We start from the raw sequence: 19,216 nt of genomic DNA, 5'->3' as shown, positions 1-19,216 counted from the left end.
TCGAACCCCCAACAGGGCGGCCCTGAAGGGGAATTGGAGGATCCGGAACGATGAGCGGCGACACGACACGAGAAGTGGCGGGCGGGGAGCGGGACGGGGGCCGGGCCGGCGGTCGAGGCGAGGGCCGGGGTCTGCGCATCGGAAGCGATCCGCAGACCGACAGCCGGGAGCCGGCCGCACGCCAAGAACAGGACACACCCCGAGAACCGGCCGCACGCCGGGACCGCGAGCAGAGCGGGGCGGGCGCCCGGCCGACCATCAAGACCGTGGCGGCGCGGGCCGGCGTCGGGCGCACCACCGTCTCCCGTGTGGTGAACGGCTCGGAGCTGGTCAGCGAGAAGGCGCGGGAGGCCGTCCTCAACGCCATCGCGGAACTGGGCTACGTCCCCAATTCGGTGGCCCGCGGACTGGTCACCAGCCGTACCAACGCCGTCGCCCTGGTCATCCCCGAGTCCGAGAGCCGGCTCGGCTCGGAGCCCTACTTCTCGGCGGTGATCCGCGGGGTGAGCGCCGCGCTCGCCGACACGCGCACCCAGCTCCAGCTGACGCTCGTCCGCGACCAGGCCGAACGCGACCAGCTCACCCAGTCTGTCGCCGAACGCCGGGTAGACGGCGTGCTGTTGGTCTCGATACACGAACACGACGTCCTGCCGGGCCTGTTGGAATCGGCCGGGCTGCCAACCGTCCTCGCGGGCCGCCGCCGGGAGGACGACCCGCTCAGTTACGTCTGCGCCGACAACCGGGGCGGGGCCGCCACCGCCGTGCGCCACCTCCTGGACCGCGGGCGGCGCCGGATCGCCACTGTCGCGGGCCCCCAGGACATGGAGGTCGGCCGCAGCCGGTTGCGCGGCTGCCAGGAAGCACTCGTCCAGGCGGGCATCCCGGCTGAGGAACACCTGGTCGAGGTCGGCGACTTCACCGAGGAAGGAGCGCGCGCGGCGATGCGTTCGCTACTTGAACGTGCTCCGGACCTGGACGCCGTGTTCGCCGCCTCCGACCTGATGGCCGCGGGCACCCTCCTCGAACTGCGCGCCCAGGGTCGCCGCGTGCCGGAGGATGTCTCGGTCGTCGGATTCGAGGACTCCTACCTCGCCCGCCACACCAACCCACCGCTCACGACGGTCCGCCAGCCCACGGAGGAGATCGGCGCCACGATCGCCCGCACCCTCCTCCGCGAGATCGGGAACCCGGCGGTTGCGCGCACGAGGCTTGTGCTGGATACGGAGTTGGTGGTGCGGGAGTCGTCGTAGCGGGGGTGGCTGCCCAGGCTTGGACGGTGCAGGGCTACTGCGCCAATCCGACTTCTCGGCTTCGCTGTTGGCCGCAGGAAGCGCGGCGATGAGTATCTCGGTGGCCTCGGTGATGTTGTCGGCCCTGACGGCGTGAGTCATGGCCGTGCGGGCGGCGTCTGCGGGTGTGCCGGGTGGCACCCCATGAGCGCGAAGTAGTCCTCGTCGCCCCGGGTGATCTGACCAGCACGGTGTTCAGCCTTGGCCCAACGGCTCAGAGACCCTGCCGACGCCGGGTCACGCCGAAGTCCGCATCGTAGCCGCCCCATCGGATGCCGCCCGGGCGGTGGCGGACGTTCTCCGTCATTGCTTCGCCGGTGGCGAGCAGCGCAGCTACCCAGAGCCCGGCGGAGGAACCAGGCTCCGCCTCACGGTCGACACCACACACACGGCCGACCCGGCCCGTTCCTGGCCGGCCACCAGCACGCCCTCCCACGGGACGGCCCCACACTTCGAGGAAACCTGACACCGGCCTCTGCCGTGGCGGGCGTCAACACTCCGCCGATCAGTCCGCTTCCGTCAGGGCCGCGTGCGCGGCGGCCAGGATCTGCTCCGACAGCGGTGAGCCCTTGGTGGCGCGGGACAGGACGAGCGCGCCGAACAGGGTGCTCAGGCGGGCGAGGCCGTCCTGGTCGTCATCGGCGAGGAAGTCGGCGAAGTCGGCCACCCCGTCGGCGTAGACGCGGCGGGCCTCCTGGTCGTCGGGGGTGCGGGCGATGTCGGTGGCGAGCGCGGCGACGGGGCAGCCGTCCGCCATGTTGTCGCGGTGTTCGACGGAGAGGTAGGTGTCGATCAGCGTGCGCTGGGCGTCGTCGCGCCGGCCCTCGTACTGCTCGAGCCCGGCGACGTACCGCTGGGCGAGTCCGTCGATCGCGTGGGCGGTGGCCTCGTCGACGAGCGCCTCCTTGGAAGCGAACTGCTTGTAGAACGCGCCGTGGGTCAGACCGGCCGCCTTCATCAGGTCGGCGACGCTGACCTGCGTGCCCTGCTCCCTGAACAGCCGGGAGGCGGTGTCCACGACCCGCCTGCGGTTCTCCTCCGCCTGCGCCTGCGATACGCGGCCCATGGCCACCTCCTGCGTGCTCCTACGTGAACCCGGTTCCGCGAACCCGGTTTGGATGTCGACTGGCATCTATCGTAGTCCAGTGTTTAGATTGTCATCGTAATCTAAATCTGATGGATGGGGGTGCCCGGACGGCGCCCGCCACTACCGGGAGCAGGATCAGACATGGAGCTCAAGAACACGGTCGCGGTCGTCACCGGCGCCAACCGGGGTCTCGGCCGGCACCTCGCCGCCCAGCTCGTGGAGCGCGGCGCGAAGGTCTACGCGGCGGCCCGCCGCCCCGAGACGGTCGACCTGCCGGGTGTCACGCCGCTGCGCCTGGACGTCACGGACGGGGAGTCGATCCGGGAGGCCGCCCGCACCGCCTCCGACGCGACGCTGCTGATCAACAACGCGGGCATCTCCACCGGCGCCACGCTGGTCGGCGGCGACCTGGACGAGGTGCGCCGGGAGATGGACACCAACTTCTTCGGGCCGCTCGCCGCGACCCGCGCCTTCGCCCCCGTGATCGAGGGCAACGGCGGCGGCGCCGTGCTCAATGTCCTGTCCGTCCTGTCCTGGTACCACCCGGCAGGCCTCGGCTCCTACGCCGCGTCCAAGGCCGCCGCCTGGGCGCTGAGCGGCGCGAGCCGCGAGGAACTGGCGCCGCGCGGCATCACCGTCTCCGCGCTGCACGTCGGATACATGGACACCGACATGGCCGCCGAGGTCCCCGCCGACCAGAAGGTCTCCGCCTCCGACGTCGCCGCCCAGGCCCTCGACGGCATCGAGGCGGGCCTGCCCGAGATCCTCGCCGATGAGTTGACCCGACAGGTCAAGCAGGGCCTGGCCATCACGCCGCAGACGCAGACGCAGACGCAGCCGAACGCCGCCTGAGCCTTCCGGGGCGCTCCTCAGTCTTCCGGGGCGCTCCCGAAACGCTCTCCTCCCCCTCGCTCGCGATCCCCCTACGCAAGGACATCTCATGCGCTACACGACCTTCGGCCACCGGACCGGACTGCGCGTGTCCGAGTACGCGCTCGGCACCGCGAACTTCGGCACCGGCTGGGGTGCCGGGGCCGAACCCGACGAGGCCCGCCGGATCTTCGACCGGTTCGCCGAGGCCGGCGGCACCTTCCTCGACAGCGCGGACGGCTACCAGTTCGGCGAGTCGGAGGAGCTGACCGGAAAGCTGATCTCGGCCGACCGCGACCACTTCGTCCTGGCCACCAAGTTCACCCTCGGCGCCGCCCCGCAGCCGGACATCTCCAAGACGGGCAACAGCCGCAAGAACATGGTCGCCTCGGTGGAGTCCAGCCTGAAGCGCCTGGGCACCGACCACATCGACCTGCTGTGGGTGCACTTCCCCGACGAGCTCACGCCGATGGAAGAGCTCCTGCGCGGACTCGACGACCTGGTCAGCGCCGGCAAGATCCACCACGCCGCGCTGTCCAACTTCCCGGCCTGGCGCGTCTCGCGCGCGGTGACCCTCGCAGACCTCAGGAACCAGGCCCCGATCATCGGGATCCAGCACGAGTACAGCCTCGTCGAGCGCACCGCCGACCGCGAGCTGCTGCCGATGGCCGAGAGCCTCGGGCTCGGCGCCGCCCTGTGGTCCCCGCTCGGCGGCGGACTCCTCACCGGCAAGTACCGCACCTCCGCCGACGGTCGTCTGAGCGACCTGGGCATGGTCATCCACACCGAGGACACCGGTCAGAAGACCGCCGTCGTCGACACCGTCCTGGCCGTCGCCGAGGAGACCGGCGTGACACCCGCCCAGGTGGCGGTGGCCTGGGTGCGCGAGCGCGCGGCCCGCTCGGTGGCCACGCTCGTCCCGATCATCGGCCCGCGCAGCCTCGCCCAGCTCGACAGCTACCTCGGCGCCCTCGACGTCCGGCTGACCGACGAGCAGTACGCCCGGCTCACCGAGGTCAGCGCGGTGCAGCTCGGCGTACCCCACGAGGGGATCGCCGGCTCGCTGGACCGCCTCCAGGGCGGCGCCTCCGACCACGTCATCGCCCCCGCCACGCCGGTGGCCTGAGCCACCAGCGATGACCCCGGCCGCGCCTCCGGGCCGCGCGCGAACGACGAACGCACCACAGACTGCCTCGTACCGACGGACACCCGTGACGGGACGAACGGAAACCCCGGCCTCGCACGGACGGGAACAGAAAGGGAGACGGCGATGAAGGCCTTCAGGGTCGAGAAGTACGGCGACGCGGGCGGCATGCGTGCCGCCGAGGTCCCCGACCCCGTCGTCGGCGCCGACGACGTCCTGGTCAAGATCCACGCGGCGGGCGTCAACCCGCTCGACACGAGGATCCGCAACGGCGACTTCAAGGCGTTCCTGCCCTACCGACTCCCCCTCGTCCTGGGCAACGACCTCGCCGGGACGGTCGTCCAAGTAGGCTCCGGAGTCAGCGAGTTCGCGGTCGGCGATGACGTATACGCCCGCCCCGACAAGGACCGCATCGGCACCTTCGCCGAGCTCATCGCCGTCCACAAGGACGACCTGGCACCCAAGCCCGCCACCCTCACCATGGCCGAGGCCGCCTCCCTCCCCCTGGTCGCCCTCACCGCCTGGCAGGCTCTGGTCGAGCGGGCACACGTAAAGCCCGGCCAGAAGGTCCTCGTCCACGCGGGCGCCGGTGGCCTCGGTTCCCTCGCCGTCCAGCTCGCGAAGGCGCTCGGCGCACATGTGGCCACCACCGTGAGCACCGCCAAGGTCGACCTCGCCAAGGAACTCGGCGCCGACGAGGTCATCGACTACCGCACGCAGGACTTCGAGACCCTCCTCGACGGCTACGACGTCGTCCTGGACAGCCTCGGCGGCGACAACCTCGCCAAGTCCCTGCGCATCCTCAAGCCCGGCGGCACCGCCATCTCCGTCGCGGGCCCGCCCGACCCGTCCTTCGCCCGCGAACTCGGCGCGAACCCGGTCCTGCGCCTGGCCATGACCGCGCTCAGCTTCAAGACCCGTCGCCAGGCCAAGCGCCTCGGAGTGACGTACTCCTTCCTGTTCATGAGGGCCAGCGGCGAGCAACTCCGCGCGCTCACCCCTCTCATCGACGCAGGGAAGATCCACCCGGTCGTCGACCACGTCTTCCCGTTCGACGAGACCCTCCAGGCCATGGAGTACGTCGAGAAGGGCCGCGCGAAGGCCGGCAAGGTCGTCGTCTCCATGACCTGAGAACACGAGAGCCGCCCGGCCGGGTGGCCGGAGAGCCACCCGCGGCACCGGACACATCCCCCACACACCAAACCCCTCCCCCGCCCTGTCGATAGACCTTCACCCAGAACTTCCTCCGGGCCGTGGCCGCGCCCGGGCCGCCCGACAACTGACGTACTCCAGGGGCGAGTTCAGCGACCGCGCCCCGCGAGTGGGGGCACTCCCGTTCCAGGTACCAACAGGGCCCCCCTCATACCGTCCGTCCGATCTAGCCTGGAACACGTGAGTACAGCGAGCGACGTCCGGAGGTTCCCGGCGTCACCTCACGCTCGACGTCACCCGACAAGGAGCACCACGATGCACACCCGCACACTCGGCCAGGGCCTCGAGGTCTCGGCGATCGGTCTGGGCTGCATGGGCATGTCCCAGAGCTACGGCCCCAACCCCGGCGACCGCGCGGACATGATCGGCGTACTCCGCGGCGCCGTCGACCGCGGCGTCACCTTCTTCGACACCGCCGAGGTCTACGGCCCCTACGTCAACGAGGAGTTGGTGGGCGAGGCACTCGCCCCGGTGCGCGAACAGGTCGTCCTCGCCACCAAGTTCGGCTGGAACATCGACAACGGCGCGATGAACGGGCTCAACAGCCGCCCCGAACAGATCAGGCGCGTCGCCGACGCCTCGCTGCGCCGCCTGCGCACCGACACCATCGACCTCTTCTACCAGCACCGCGTCGACCCCGACGTCCCGATCGAGGACGTCGCCGACACGGTCGCCGAACTCGTACAGGCGGGCAAGGTACGCCACTTCGGCCTCTCCGAGGCGGCGGCCGGCACGATCCGCAGGGCGCACGCCGTGCACCCCGTGACCGCCGTGCAGAGCGAATACTCGCTGTGGACCCGCGACCCCGAACCCGAGGTCCTGCCCACCCTCGCCGAACTCGGCATCGGCTTCGTACCGTTCAGCCCGCTCGGCAAGGGCTTCCTCACCGGCACCGTCGACACCACGACCACGTTCACCGAAGGCGACATCCGGTCCAGGGTGCCGCGCTTCGACCAGAACAACCTCGCCGCCAACCAGTCGCTCGTCGACCACGTCGCCACCCTCGCCAAGACCAAGAACGCCTCCCCCGGCCAGATCGCCCTGGCCTGGCTCCTGGTCAAGCAGCCGTGGATCGTCCCCATCCCCGGCACGCGCCGCACCGCACGCCTCGAGGAGAACGCCGCCGCGACCCAAGTCCCGCTCTCCGCCGACGAGATCGCCGACCTCGACGCCCTGGCGGACCGGGTCGGTGTGCACGGCGACCGCTACAACGCCGCGCACATGGGCTTCGTCAACAGGTGAGGCGGTGGCGGTCGGCCTCACGGATGACGGCTGGCGCCACCGCCGCCCAGGGCAGGGCGGCGCAGCCCTTACGGGCTCATCCCGCAGCCGGGAGGTAGGGGCCGGGGCCCTTCAAGGTGCGGTGGACGGGGGCGGTCGTCGTGTGACGTAGACCGGGCAAGGTGGCCACCGGCCCGGTCAGGTAGCGGTAGAAGTGCTGCGCGCTCGTGGCGTCCACGCTGGCGTACAGGTTGGCCGTGCCCGTCACCGCGGCGGCGAAGGGCACTTCAGGGTGGGTGGCCAACGCCTCGCCCGCCTCGGCGAGGCGGGCCGGATCGATCTCCAGCCACAGCGCCGCCCGGAAGTTCCGCTGGAGAACGTCCAGGCGGTACTCGACGTCGAAGTAGAGGACTCCGGCCGTCCTGAGCTCGGTGATCCGGCGGCGCACCGTCGACTGCGACAGGCCCGTCGCGGCAGCCAGCTCCCCCGGCGCCGCCCTGCCGTCCCGGGCCAGCAGGTCGAGCAGATGGCGGTCGCCGTCGTCCAGGGTCACCGCGGGGGCCGCGTCCGTGGCGCGCTGCGGCACGGAGGGTGGCGTGAGGGCCGCGACCTGCGCGGGTGTCAGTGGCCCGATCAGACGTGCAGCAGGCAGTGCGCGGACACGTCCATCACCTGGGGTGTGCGCGGCAGTTTCTGCAGTAGCAGCGGCTCCCGCAGCCCCGGTCCCCGGGTTCGCACCGAGCAGACGAGTTCGGTGCCGCCGGAGCTGAGGCTGACCCACGTCGTGTCCGGACGCCGCGCCAGTGCCTCCCCGATGGAGGCCGCCGCGTCAGGTGTGCACCGGATGCGTACGACCCACGAGGAGTCGCCGAGCCGCATCGGATCGGTCAGCCCCAGAACCCTGAGCTTTCCGGCGGACCGCAGGCGGGACCAGCGGCGCGCCGCGGTCTGGTCGGACACCCCCAGGGCCTCGCCGATCTCCTTGAACGAGGCCCGTCCGTTGACCTGAAGGGCGTGCGCGAGCGCCATCTCCTCGACCGACAGCTCACGGTCGGCTTCGTCAGATGTGTCGAGATACGTCTTCATGGATTCCATTGTGTCGGATCTGAGCATCAGGGCATCTCTGGCTCATTGAATTGCCCGAGGGGGTTCCAGGATCAGTCGAAGGGACGACGCCGGGGACATGCGTGCGTGACACACGTGCGTGCCACACATGCGTGACATACGTGCGTGACATACGTGCATTCACCGGCCGGCTCTCTCCTCCGACAGCACGCACGATCCGAATGGAGAAACGACATGCGCAAGTGGTGGCCCCTGCTGGCCGTCTGCCTCGGCGCCTTCATCCTGCTGGTGGACGTGACCATCGTGAACGTCGCCCTGCCGAGCATGGCCGACGATCTCGACGCCTCCTTCACCTCGCTGCAATGGGTGATCGACGGATACGCCCTGGCCCTCGCCGCCCTGCTCCTGGCATCCGGTTCCGTGGCGGACCGGTTCGGGCACCGGCGGTTCTACGTCTACGGCCTGGGGCTCTTCGGCCTGGCCTCGCTGGTCTGCGGCCTCGCCCCCGACGCCGGGGTACTGATCGCCGCCCGCGTGGTGCAGGGCGTCGGAGGCGCCGCCATGTTCGCCACGACCCCCGCCCTGCTGATCTCCTCGTACCAGGGCAGGGACCGCGGCACGGCCTTCGGCATATGGGGCGCCGCGAACGGCGCGGCCGCCGCCGCGGGACCGCTTCTCGGCGGTCTGCTCACCGAGCACCTCAGCTGGCAGGCGATCTTCTGGGTCAACCTGCCCATCGCGGCCGTCGCCATCGCCATGACACTGCGGGTGGTGCGCGCCGACCAGTCGGGCAAGCCGTCCGGCAACGGTGCACCGGCCCGTATCGACGTCCCCGGCGCGACGGCTTTCACCGTCGCCGCCACCACGCTCACGTACGGCCTCATCCGTGGACCTGAGGCGGGCTGGGCCTCGGGCGAGATCCTGGCGACCTTCGCCGTCAGTGTCCTGGCTCTGGCCGCGTTCGTACTGATCGAGCACCGCACGGCACGACGCGGCGGTGCCCCGATGCTCGACCTGACCCTGCTGCGACGCCCGTCGTTCGCGGGCCTGATGAGCGGTGCGCTGCTGCTGCAGGGCGGCGCCTTCGGCTGTCTGGTGCTGCTCTCCGTGTGGCTGCAGTCCGTGCTGGGCCTTGGGCCGGTCGCGGCGGGCCTCGCCCTGACCCCGCTGGCCGGCGCGTCGTTCCTCGTCGCCGCCGGCGCCGGACGCCACATCCAGCGGCTCTCCCCACGCCTGCCGATCGGCCTCGGGCTCCTGTCCATCGCCGCCGGCATGCTGCTGTTGCGCGCGGGGATGACGGCCGACGCAGGGGCCACCTCGCTCGTCTGGGGCCTCGTGGTCACCGGGATCGGCGTGGGTCTGGCCACCCCGGTGCTGGTCTCGGCCGCAACGTCCGCCGTGCCGCCACGACAGGCGGGCATGGCCGGCGGGGCCGTCAACACTTTCCGCCAGTTGGGCATGACCCTGGCCATCGCCGTCCTCGGCGCGGTCTTCACCAGCCGTACGGCCGACGCACTCACCGCGTCCGGCGCCGTCCCTGACCCCGATCAGGCCGCCGCCGCCCTCGCCGCGGGACAGGCGCAGCACCTGGTGCAGGCCGTGCCCGCCGCCCACAGCGCGGAGGCACAGCACCTGGTGCATCAGGCCTTCGCCACCGGGCTCGACACGGTCTTCCTGCTCGCCGCCTGCGCGGCAGCCCTCGGCGGACTGATCGTCCTGGCCCTCGTACGACCGCCGAACCGGACGGCCGCACCAGCACCCCGGGAAGACACCCCGGCCGCCGCCCCGGCCCCGGCCTCGTCCCGGTGACCTTGATGGGCAGTTGATGGGTGGTTGATGAGTGGCTGATGGGTGGTCGATCGGTGGTTGATGGGTGGTTGCGTACTACCCATCGAGGACGCCGGGGGTGTCATGCAGGGCCACGCTCTGCTGCAGCGGGATGCGGCCCACGTCGATGCCATGCATCGGTGAGGTCCTGTCGCCGATCCCGAAGGAGACGCCGAACAGCAGCTTGAGGTCATCGGTGACACCAAGGGACTGGCGAACCGTGTCGGCGTAGACACCGAGGACGGCCTGGGGGATGCCGTGGTAGCCCCGCGCTGTCAGCGAGAGCAGGAAGTTCTGTGCGTACATGCCTATGTCACCGGCGGCGCGGACACCGTCGCCGAGCACCGGCATGAAGAGCAGGGCGACATGGGGTGCTCCGTAGAACCGCAGGTTCTCGCGGATGACCTCCTTCCTGCCTTCGAGGTCGGAGCGCTCCACGCCGCGGGCTCCGTAGACGGTGGCCGCGTGCTGGTGCGAGCGCTCCTGGTAGATGCCTTCGCCGTAGCCGGAGGTGAAGTCGAGGGAGGTCCGGCCCTCTTCGTACGCCGCGAGGAGCTCCTTGCTCAGGGCGTCGCGCGCCGCGCCGGAGACGATGTGGACGTGCCACGGCTGGGTGTTGCTGTTCGAGGGTGCCGACTGGGCGTCTTCCAGGATGCTGCGGATGTCTGCGGCGGGCAGCGAGGTGGGCAGGAACTGCCGGGAGGAGTGCCTGGCGCGTACGAGATCACTGAAGTACGAGGCGGGCAGCGGGGTGACGGTGGTCAACGTGGTTCCCTTCGGGGGGAGTTGGGTTTCGGATATCAGGGGTGGGCGGCGCGGTTCATCTCGACGACGTCCTCCACGGTGGGGTCGGCCGGCAGGGCGGCGAAGCGTTCCATCACGCTGTCGCGCACCTGGGTGTCCTTGACGCGGTCGGCCGCGGCCAGCGCCTCCGGCAGCTGATCGAGGGTCAACTCGGTGCAGTAGGCGGGGCCCATCGGCTGCTGACGCCAGGAGTCGGCCAGCGGCCCTGCGTCGAAGGGGTCGAAGCCGGTGTCGTCCACGAGGCGCATGGCCACCCGCCGGGCCTCGTCGGAGTCCGCGGCGACCGGGAGGGCGATGCGGCCCGGGGTTCCGGCCGGGACGCCCTTGGTCCGCTGGGTCTCGGCGAGGGCTGCGTTCCACGCCTTGGCCACGGGCCGCCCCAGCTGCTTGGCGATCCACACGCTCTCGATCTCGCCGTTGTCCACCTCCTCGATCCGTCCGCTGAGGTGCGGGTAGTAGTTGGAGGCGTCGATGACCACCGTCTCGGCGGGCACGGTGGTGAACAGCTCGGCCAGTTCCGGGGCCTTGCCGAAGGGGATGGCCAGGATGATGGCGTCCCTGCCCTGGACGGCGCTGTCGAGCGCCACCGCGCGGGCCCCGGTCTCCAACACGTGCCCGGCGACGGCTTCGGGACCTCGGGCGACCGCGACCTGGACGTCATGGCCGGCCGTGCTGAGCTTGCGGGCGAGATTTCCGCCGATGGCACCGGCACCAATAACGGTGATTTTCACGATTTGTCCTCTCGAAGACTTGAGGGTGCGAAGACTTGGGGGTGCGAAGGGTGGAGTGCCACTGCTCCGGGGCACGCCGAGCCACCGCGCGACCGACGGCCGAGCGGAAGGGTGTGTCGGAAAGGGTGTGTCGAAGGCCTACGCCTGGTCGTCCCGCTCGCGGTAACCGCTGGCGATGAGCGCACGCAACCGGTCCAGCGACGCTTCGTCGGTGGCACCGGTGCCCTGGATCCAGGCGACCGAGACGGCCGCAAGGAACAGGTCGTACCCCTGCACCGACTCCCGTACCCGGCCCGCGAGTTGGGCGGTCCGCAGGTACTCGTCCGTGGCGGAGATGAGGGTGTCACAGGGAAGCGTGAGCGGATTGTCCGGCTCGTGCGCGCGGGCCGCGGCCATGAGCGGCTCCGGCAGCCCACTGAAGGCACTGAAGTACTCCTCCAGCGCCCGCAGCCACTGCTCCAGCGCCTCGACGGAGTCACCGAGCTTCGCGATGTCCGCCTGGCGGTTCACCAGCTCTTCGGAGCGCGTCTGCAGCACGGCGGCCAGCAGCGCTTCCCGGGTCGGGAAGTGCCGGTACAAGGTGGCGGGCCCCACGCCCGCCTCCTTGGCCACGGCCTCCAGGGAGGTACCGACCCCGTGCCGCAGAAAGTGTCGTTGCGCCGCTTCCAGGAGGGCAGCGCGGTTGCGCTGGACATCGGCACGGGGTTTGCGCCCCTGTTGCCCACTGGTGCTCATACACCCTCCCGATCCCTGCCGATCCCTGCCGACGGTTCCACTACGCTAAAAACGGATGCAGCCTCCGTTCTCATTCGAGACTAAAACGGAGGCAGCATCCGGTCAAGCTGGGGCGAGGTCCCCGACGCACTCCTTGCCGGCGCCCGCACGCAATCCAGTCGTCGAGCGACTTGTTATGCGGAACACTCTCCGGGATGGATGAGCTCAGGAGTGCAGAGGCCGAGGCGGAGCACCCTGTGCTGGGGCAGCATCGCCGCACCTACCGGCCGCCGCGCCGAGGCCCCTTGACGTATCTGCTCCTCCTGCTGCGGCTCATCCCCTTCTCTGCCCTGACCTTCCTCGCGACGATTCTCGTCGGCGCGTTCTTCAGCTGGGACGATGCGACCGTGGCCCAAGTCCTGGGTGTGCTGGCGCTGTTGGGGCCGGTCGCCGTCCGGGGACTGTGGCGCTGGCGGCACGCGCGCGCAGAGCTGCGTCTGTACGAGCGCGGGGTGATGGCCGTCGCTTCCAACGGGCGGGATGCCGTCTACCCCTGGTCGTCGACGATGCTCTTCACGGACGGCAGGCGACGCTACAAGCTCGCCAACCCTGACGGGACGGTCATCACGCTCGGGGCGGCCGACCGCGGCCCCCTCCTCAACGCGACCCGCATCCGGGGCCTGCGCACCCGCACATTGCTCAAGGGCCTCCAGCTCCCGGACGAGGACGAGTGGGGCCCGGCGATCCAGCAGGCCATTGGGGACGCGGTCCTGGCGCCGACCACCGCGGCGATTCTGGACGGCGCCGAAGTCCCGTTCGGGGTGCTCGTGGTGGGCCGGGACGGGTTGACCGTGCGGCGCAGGCGCGGGCGGGACGACTTCACGACCTGGCAGGACGTCGTGTCGATCACCGTCACGGACGAGGGCGGCCTGGAGATGTCCTCACGCGGCCCCGACTTCCCGACCCACTACGTGATTCCGCAGTACCAGGTCCCCCACCTCGAGGTCCTCCTCGCCATCGCACACCGCCAACGCACCGACCGGCCACCGCCCGCACCGGCTCCGAACGCCGCCCCACGACCCACCCCGACGGCGACCGGCGATGACACCGAGGAAACCGGGGAACCTCATGGCACCAATGACACCAATGACACCGAGGAACCCAGCGACGTAGCAGATCAGTTGAGCTGGTACGTCACCTTCGGCATCGGCGCCTGGGCCGCCTGGCGGCTCGGTGACCGGCAGGGGGTGGACGGGGTCGGCCCCGTCCTGATGGCCGTCCTCGCGGCGGTCTTCGGCGGGTTCTTCGGGGCCGTCTTCGGGCTGGGGCTCGCGGCGTTCGTCGGGATCCTGCCGCGAACGGTGGGCGAGTTCGTCGTCGAACCGCTGATCCGCTGGTTCCGGCACCGCCGGTACGTCGCCGCCCTCGCCCTCGCGCTGGTCGCCCTCGGCGCGCCGGTCGCGCTGCTGGCCACGCTGTTCTGGTCGTTCCCGTCCCGACTTGTCCCGCTGCTCGTGCTGGTCTTCTTCGGCGGTTGGGCGCTGGTGCTCGCCATCAAGCGGTGCGACCGGTCGGAACGCACCGTAGTGCGGCATCTCCCGGATCTTCCCGGCGTGGCGCTGGTGTTCCTGGCCGCCCAGCAGCTGGTGGCCGGCGACATACTGACCGTGCTGCCGGCCGCCGGGCTGTTCTTTCCGATCGCGATCTGGCTCTGCTGGCGTGGCTGGCGCCGGTTGAAGGACTCGGCGCGGCCGACGGTGCAGGCGGCGGCCGACGTCGTGGTGTCCCTGCAACTCGGGCTGGTCCTGGCCGTGTTCGTGGTCTGGCTGGGCAACGTACTGTCGTTCAGACCGGCCCAAGTCGCCGCAGTTCGGGGCGTGTTGAGCTCGATCCAAGGGCTGACCGAAGTGCCCTGGCTGTACTGGCTCGTGGCGTACACCGTGCTGGCCTGCGGCAGTTACGCGGTGTTGCGGTGGCCGGAGCGCGTCACGCGCTTGCGGGAGCGGTTGCGTCCGGCCCGCTTCCGCGAGTCGCGGCTGCCGCTGGGCGCCGCGGTCAACTTCGGGCGGCGCGTCCTCAGCGGGCTCAGCCTCGGCCTCATGGTCACGCTGCTGTTCGCCGTCGTCCTGGCCCCGGTCTCCGAGGGGACGTGGAAGCGGCCGGTGGCCAAGAGGTACGCGCTGGAGACGCAGCGCCGCGAGGACGCGGCGGGGGCAGCGGCCGCGTACCGGGAGATCCATCAGCAGGTGACGGCGCATCCCCGCTCGGCGGCGCGCCTGCGATCCGTGGTCCTTGCCGTGTACCGGGCGGCGCCCTCGCCACCCGGGGAGCCTGCGAGCCCGGCGGCCCGCCAACTCGCGCGTCAGGTCGGCCGTTACCAGGCCGCTTCACTCGACGTCGACGACCCGGCCGCACCGCAACCTGCCGTGCCGCCGGAGACCGACGGCCTCGACGAAGAGCTCGCCCAGCTCGACGAGAGCCAGCAGCTCGCCGCGGATCGCGAACAGCGGACCGACCGTTTCGCCGAACTCGCCTCCCTGGCTGCCACCCGCACCTTCGACATCCCCGACCTGGGCGACAACGGGGTCGTGCAGATCCTCAAGGAGTACCTCGGCGGGCTGGTGGAGGACGGCCCGGTGAAGCGGATCTTCTACCGGTGGGGCGAGCGGATCGACCGGCCCGCACCACCTCCCCCACCCGACGACGAGCGGCCCGCAGCGCCCCATCCGCCCGACGGCGAGCGGCTCGTGCGCATCGACCTCCGCCGGCTGACCTCGGTGGCGTACGACCGGGCCCGCGACGCAGTCGAGCGCGCCGACGGCCAACTGCTCGGCTTCTACCAGCGGTTCGGCGTGGGCTTCCCCACCGAGGAGCCCACGATGACCAGGGTGGTCGACCTGGCGAACCAGCATCGGTATCTGCGGGACTCGACCGGGGACTGCTCCGGGTGTGTGCGCCCTGGAGACGGGGGCGGGGACGGCGGCACCACTGGTGGCGGCGGGCGCCGCTGAGCCGCGGGCGAGGTGCGTATGGAGTTCGCGGCGAGCCGCTGCGCGTGCGCCTCCGCCCGGCGGTTTGCGTCAGGGCGCGATCATCGTGACCCCTCGGCCCGGCGCCGAGCCCATCGCGTTGAGCGCGGACGGGGCCTCGTCCAGGGAGATCGTGGCGGTGACGAGGCGGTCGGGGCGCAGGGTTCCGGCGGTGACCAGTTCCAGCATGCGGGGGTAGGCGTGCGCCGCCATGCCGTGGCTGCCGAGGAGTTCGAGTTCGAGGGCGACGACCCGGTCCATCGGGAGGTGGGCGCCGCCCGGCAGGAGGCCGACCTGGATGTGGCGTCCGCGGCGGCGCAGGCTCGCGACGGAGGCGGCGCTGGTGGTGGGGGAACCGAGCGCGTCGAGGGAGACGTGGGCTCCGCCGCGGGTGGCGTCGCGGACCGCCGCGGCGGTGTCCGGGACCTCTGCCGCGTTGACGCAGACGGTGGCGCCGAAGGCGGAGGCCAGGGCGAGGGCCTCTGGAGAGACGTCCACCGCCACCACCCGGGCCCCGGCCGCCGCCGCGATCATCACGGCGGACAGGCCCACGCCTCCGCAGCCGTGCACCGCCACCCACTCCCCCGCGGCCGCGCGCCCCTGGTCGGCCACGGCGCGAAAGGCGGTGGCGAAGCGGCAGCCGAGACTCGCGGCGGTGGCGTCGGTCATGCCCTCGGGGACGGCGACGAGGTTCACGTCGGCATGGTGCAGCGCGACGTACTCCGCGAACGATCCGGCGTGCGTGAAGCCGGGCTGCTCCTGGCGCTCGCACACCTGGTGATCGCCGCGGACACAGGAGGCGCAGCGCCCGCAGGCGCAGATGAACGGGACGGTGACACGGTCGCCGGTCCGCCACTCGGTGACGTCGGCGCCGACCGCCTCGACGGTGCCGGCCAGTTCGTGGCCGGGGATGTGCGGGAGGCGGACGTCCGGGTCGTGGCCCTGCCAGGCGTGCCAGTCGCTGCGGCACAGCCCAGTCGCCCCGACCCGCACCACGACGCCGTCCCGGGGCGGCGCGGGGTCGGCGACCTGCCGTACCTCCGCGTCCTTGCCGAACTCCTCGAAGACCACTGCACGCATCCGCGAACTCCGCTCTCCCGGCAGCCGTTTACGACCGCCCCCGCCCTGACAATGCTGGTCAGCGCCTCGGACCCGGGTCCGGGCTGCCGACCGCATCGACCGTACGCGACCGGTACGGGCAGCGCCCGGCCACCCCGACGGGTCAGCCTGAGCGGTCCCGACCGCATGCCGTGGCCCGCAGCCCGTCAGTGACGATGGCAAGCATGCGTTCGGTGCGCTCCTGCCGATCGGGGCCGCTGCCGGCTTTCCACAGGAACGACACGAGCAGCAGCACCTCGTCGGCATGGACGTCGGGCCGTACGAGTTCGGCGTCCTTGCAGGCGGCGAGTATCCGGTTCAACGCCGCGGTGATCAGCGGGTAGCAGTGGCCGCCCAGGTCCGCCCGGGTGGCGGCCTCGACGGCCTGGACCGCCCCGTGTTGGCTGCGGCTGTATGCGGCGAGCCGGCCGAGCCACAGGCGCAGTGCGTCCAGCGGTGCGTGTTCGTCGAGGAGGCGCGGAGCGGCTTCGGCAAGTGTCTCGATGTCGCCCCGGTACACGGCGAGGAGCAACGCCTCGCGGTGCGGGAAGTGCCGGTACATCGTCCCCTGGCCCACGCCGGCCGCCTTCGCGATCGACTGGAGGGTCGCACCAGGGGTGCGGGCGAAGGCCTCGCTCGCGGTCTCGATGATGCGGACGCGATTGCCCTCGGCGTCGCATCGCGCCGCGCGCGGGCGGGGCGGCGTCATCCGGTGTCTCCCTTCCGGGCCGTGCTCAGGTGCCGTACAGGTCCTCTGGTCAGACCGTGGCGCGCAGGAGGACGAGGGATCCGCTGTAGGTCGGTCGATGGCGCAGGTGGCCGAAGGCCGCGTCCCAGGCCCCGGAGCCCAGGGCGTGGCGCAGCGAGGTATCGAAGTCCTGCCGAGCGCGGTCGTCGATGAAGCTCCACGCCGAGCAGGCCTGGCGAGCCGCGGGGTCGAGGAGCAGTTCGGGGCGGCCGTAGTACGCCTCGTTGAAGCCGTCGGTGCAGTCCAACGGGACGGGTACGGGCTGGATGTCGACCGTGCCGCCGAGCGCGTCGGCCAGCTCGCCGAGGCGCGGGTAGCGGCGGGCCTCGATGTCCAGCACATCGGGGGCGTACTCGTAGAGCCAGAAGTCGCGCACGCGGACGGGGTCGCAGGTGAGGACGAGGACGGGGCCACGGGTGACGCGCCGCATCTCGCGCAGTCCCGCCGCGGGGTCGGACCACTCGTGGACGCTGAAGAGGGCCATGGAGGCGTCGAACCGGCCGTCGTCGAAGGGGAGGTTCTCGGCGACGGCGTCGATGGCGGTGGCGAGTTCGGCCGGCCGTCGGGCGCGCAGGGCCAGGGAGGGCTCGACCGCGGTGATGGTGTGCGCGGCCGTCTCGTAGGAGCCGGTGCCGGCGCCGACGTTGAGGATGTCCCGCGCATCGCCGAGCGCCGCGGCGATGGTGTGGGCGATGCGTGCGTCGGGTCGGCGGTGGGAGGCACGGCCGGAGCCGACGGTGGCGTGGTCGACGTCGCCGGCGCCGCCGTCGTGTGTGCGCATGACCATGGGGACCTCACTTCGCGGGCTCGAACCGGCCGGGACTGCGGTATTCGCTACCCGAACAACATCATCCATCTTGCATCTGCAAGGCAGATTTCCATAGAGGGCTTGCAGATGCTTGGGGGATCCATCAAATCCCCAGGTGTCGGGACCGTCGAATTTGGAGGATGTGTCGATCGGCGGACGCGCTCCGCACACCCCGCACACTCTGCATCCGAGGATTCAACTCGCCTGGAGCCGTGGCGTGTTCACCCGCATGGTCCGCCCATGGGTGCCGTACCGGCCCGCTCCCCCGATCCTCGGAACCAGCAGGTAGCGGCCGCACACCAGGGGGACATCGTCGTGGAGCATCCGGGAACGCTGATCCTCATCATGGCCGCGGCGGTGCTGGCCCCCTTGCTGGCGCACGGTCTCGGCCGCTGGGTCCGGGTTCCCGTGATCATCTTCGAGATCGTGCTCGGTATTCTCATGGGCCCCGACGTTCTCGGGTGGGCCCGCTCCGGGGAGATCACCGACATCCTCGCGAACCTCGGCCTGTCCCTGCTGATCTTTCTCGCGGGGTACGAGATCCAGTTCGACGCCATCCGCGGCGACACGCTGCGCCGGTCCGTGTGGGCCTGGGTGATCTCGCTGGCGGCGGGGCTCGTGGTGGCGCTGGCCCTGACCGGCCTCGACTTTCCCAAGAGCGTGATCATCGGGACGGCCCTCACCAGCACGGCGCTGGGCACGGTCGTTCCCATCCTGCGCGACAGCGGCGATCTGCAGGGCCGGTTCGGCACCGTCACGACGGCGTTCGGCGCGGTCGGCGAGTTCGGGCCCATCATCGCCATCTCCGTCCTGCTCAGCGGCCGTGACCCCGGCCTGTCGACGGTCATCCTCGCCGTGTTCGCCGCCATCACCGCGGGGGCCGTGTTCTGGGCGCTCCGCCCGCGCCCGCCCTGGTTCACCCGGGTCATCCAGACGACGCTGCACACGAGCGGCCAGTTCGCGGTCCGCTTCGTCATGCTGCTGCTCGTCTCGATGCTCGCCCTGTCGCAGGCCTTCGGCCTCGACGTGCTGCTCGGCGCCTTCGCCGCCGGGCTGCTGACCCGGTTGGTTCTCCAGGGCACGGCGCCGGAGGTCGGTAAGGACGTCCTGAGCAAGATCGAGGGCCTGGGCTTCGGCTTTCTCGTGCCCCTGTTCTTCATCGTGACCGGGATCGAGTTCGACCTGTCGTCGCTTCTCTCCGGTGGGCGTCCACTCGTGCTGCTGCCCGTGTTCCTGGTCCTGTTCCTGGTCCTGTTCCTGCTCGTCCGCGGACTTCCGGCGTACGCGCTCGCCCCACGCGACCTCTCTCCGCTCAGCCGCCGGGCGCTGACGCTCCACTCGGCCACCTGCCTGCCACTGGTCGTCGCAATCACGACGATCGGCCTCGCGGAGGAACTCCTCGGCAGGGGCGAGGCCGCCGCGATGGTCGGCGCCGCCATGGTGTCCGTCCTCGTCTTCCCGCTGCTCGGCCTCCGGTTGCGGGGGAAGGAACGTGAGGCGGTGCCTGCGCGGACGAATGTCGCCGGGACGGAGATGTGGTGATCGCGGGCGTGGTGATCGCTGACGTGG

At 71.1% G+C, this 19,216-nt stretch carries 15 protein-coding genes and 1 pseudogene; 8 read left to right on the top strand and 8 right to left on the bottom strand.

The annotated features are described in order from the left end of the window. The first annotated feature begins 50 nt into the window (after nucleotides 1–50). Nucleotides 51–1,250 (top strand): LacI family DNA-binding transcriptional regulator, encoded by a 1,200-nt coding sequence (locus tag OHA73_RS39625; RefSeq protein ID WP_327657597.1) that lies wholly within the window; start codon nucleotides 51–53, stop codon nucleotides 1,248–1,250. 544 nt (nucleotides 1,251–1,794) lie between these two features. On the opposite strand, the gene OHA73_RS39615 is transcribed toward OHA73_RS39625, so the two are convergent. Further along, on the bottom strand, nucleotides 1,795–2,355 hold the full coding sequence (locus OHA73_RS39615; protein WP_327657596.1) for a TetR/AcrR family transcriptional regulator: 561 nt from the start codon (nucleotides 2,353–2,355) through the stop codon (nucleotides 1,795–1,797). 162 nt (nucleotides 2,356–2,517) lie between these two features. Here OHA73_RS39615 and OHA73_RS39610 point away from each other — a divergent pair, with 162 nt between their 5' ends. From OHA73_RS39610 to OHA73_RS39595, 4 genes are all read left to right on the top strand, one after another. Next, nucleotides 2,518–3,228, top strand: coding sequence for an SDR family oxidoreductase (locus OHA73_RS39610; RefSeq protein ID WP_327657595.1), 711 nt, complete (start codon nucleotides 2,518–2,520; stop codon nucleotides 3,226–3,228). Nucleotides 3,229–3,316: 88 nt separating this feature from the next. Continuing rightward, on the top strand, nucleotides 3,317–4,372 hold the full coding sequence (locus OHA73_RS39605; RefSeq protein ID WP_327657594.1) for an aldo/keto reductase: 1,056 nt from the start codon (nucleotides 3,317–3,319) through the stop codon (nucleotides 4,370–4,372). A 144-nt stretch (nucleotides 4,373–4,516) separates the two neighbouring features. Next, a complete protein-coding gene (locus OHA73_RS39600; RefSeq protein WP_327657593.1) occupies nucleotides 4,517–5,521 on the top strand; it encodes an NADP-dependent oxidoreductase in 1,005 nt (334 codons plus the stop codon). A gap of 336 nt (nucleotides 5,522–5,857) precedes the next feature. Next, nucleotides 5,858–6,844, top strand: coding sequence for an aldo/keto reductase (locus OHA73_RS39595; RefSeq protein ID WP_327657592.1), 987 nt, complete (start codon nucleotides 5,858–5,860; stop codon nucleotides 6,842–6,844). Between the two features lie 76 nt (nucleotides 6,845–6,920). Here OHA73_RS39595 and OHA73_RS39590 read toward each other — a convergent pair. Then, nucleotides 6,921–7,909, bottom strand: a pseudogene (locus tag OHA73_RS39590) (Lrp/AsnC family transcriptional regulator). A gap of 213 nt (nucleotides 7,910–8,122) precedes the next feature. On the opposite strand from OHA73_RS39590, the gene OHA73_RS39585 reads away from it, so the two are divergent. Beyond that, entirely contained in the window at nucleotides 8,123–9,697 is a 1,575-nt protein-coding gene (locus OHA73_RS39585; protein ID WP_327657591.1) for an MFS transporter, read from the top strand. 75 nt (nucleotides 9,698–9,772) lie between these two features. Here the strand turns inward: OHA73_RS39585 and OHA73_RS39580 are convergent, their stop codons facing one another. The 3 genes from OHA73_RS39580 to OHA73_RS39570 all read right to left on the bottom strand — a co-directional run bounded on the left by OHA73_RS39580 (nucleotide 9,773) and on the right by OHA73_RS39570 (nucleotide 11,985). Further along, nucleotides 9,773–10,480 (bottom strand): nitroreductase, encoded by a 708-nt coding sequence (locus OHA73_RS39580; protein ID WP_327657590.1) that lies wholly within the window; start codon nucleotides 10,478–10,480, stop codon nucleotides 9,773–9,775. A 35-nt stretch (nucleotides 10,481–10,515) separates the two neighbouring features. Then, nucleotides 10,516–11,250 (bottom strand): NADPH-dependent F420 reductase, encoded by a 735-nt coding sequence (locus OHA73_RS39575; RefSeq protein ID WP_327657589.1) that lies wholly within the window; start codon nucleotides 11,248–11,250, stop codon nucleotides 10,516–10,518. Between the two features lie 138 nt (nucleotides 11,251–11,388). Beyond that, complete coding sequence (locus tag OHA73_RS39570; RefSeq protein ID WP_327657588.1) at nucleotides 11,389–11,985, bottom strand: TetR/AcrR family transcriptional regulator; 597 nt, start codon at nucleotides 11,983–11,985, stop codon at nucleotides 11,389–11,391. Nucleotides 11,986–12,179: 194 nt separating this feature from the next. Here OHA73_RS39570 and OHA73_RS39565 point away from each other — a divergent pair, with 194 nt between their 5' ends. Next, nucleotides 12,180–14,975 carry a hypothetical protein gene (locus tag OHA73_RS39565; protein ID WP_327657587.1) on the top strand — a complete coding sequence of 932 codons (2,796 nt, stop codon included), beginning with the start codon at nucleotides 12,180–12,182 and terminating at the stop codon, nucleotides 14,973–14,975. Between the two features lie 69 nt (nucleotides 14,976–15,044). On the opposite strand, the gene OHA73_RS39560 is transcribed toward OHA73_RS39565, so the two are convergent. The 3 genes from OHA73_RS39560 to OHA73_RS39550 form a co-directional block, all read right to left on the bottom strand. Beyond that, entirely contained in the window at nucleotides 15,045–16,073 is a 1,029-nt protein-coding gene (locus OHA73_RS39560; protein WP_327657586.1) for a zinc-dependent alcohol dehydrogenase family protein, read from the bottom strand. Nucleotides 16,074–16,215: 142 nt separating this feature from the next. Further along, a complete protein-coding gene (locus OHA73_RS39555) occupies nucleotides 16,216–16,800 on the bottom strand; it encodes a TetR/AcrR family transcriptional regulator (RefSeq protein WP_327657585.1) in 585 nt (194 codons plus the stop codon). 49 nt (nucleotides 16,801–16,849) lie between these two features. Then, nucleotides 16,850–17,620 carry a class I SAM-dependent methyltransferase gene (locus OHA73_RS39550; RefSeq protein WP_327657584.1) on the bottom strand — a complete coding sequence of 257 codons (771 nt, stop codon included), beginning with the start codon at nucleotides 17,618–17,620 and terminating at the stop codon, nucleotides 16,850–16,852. Between the two features lie 342 nt (nucleotides 17,621–17,962). On the opposite strand from OHA73_RS39550, the gene OHA73_RS39545 reads away from it, so the two are divergent. Further along, nucleotides 17,963–19,189: a cation:proton antiporter gene (locus OHA73_RS39545; protein ID WP_327658617.1), complete on the top strand. Its 1,227-nt coding sequence runs from the start codon at nucleotides 17,963–17,965 to the stop codon at nucleotides 19,187–19,189. The last annotated feature ends 27 nt before the right edge of the window (nucleotides 19,190–19,216 follow it).

The organism is Streptomyces sp. NBC_00483, from assembly GCF_036013745.1.
In the GTDB taxonomy this organism is placed as follows: Bacteria; Actinomycetota; Actinomycetes; order Streptomycetales; family Streptomycetaceae; genus Streptomyces.
Note: the sequence above shows the minus strand (reverse complement) of the source record. Positions and strands in the feature narration are given on the sequence as shown.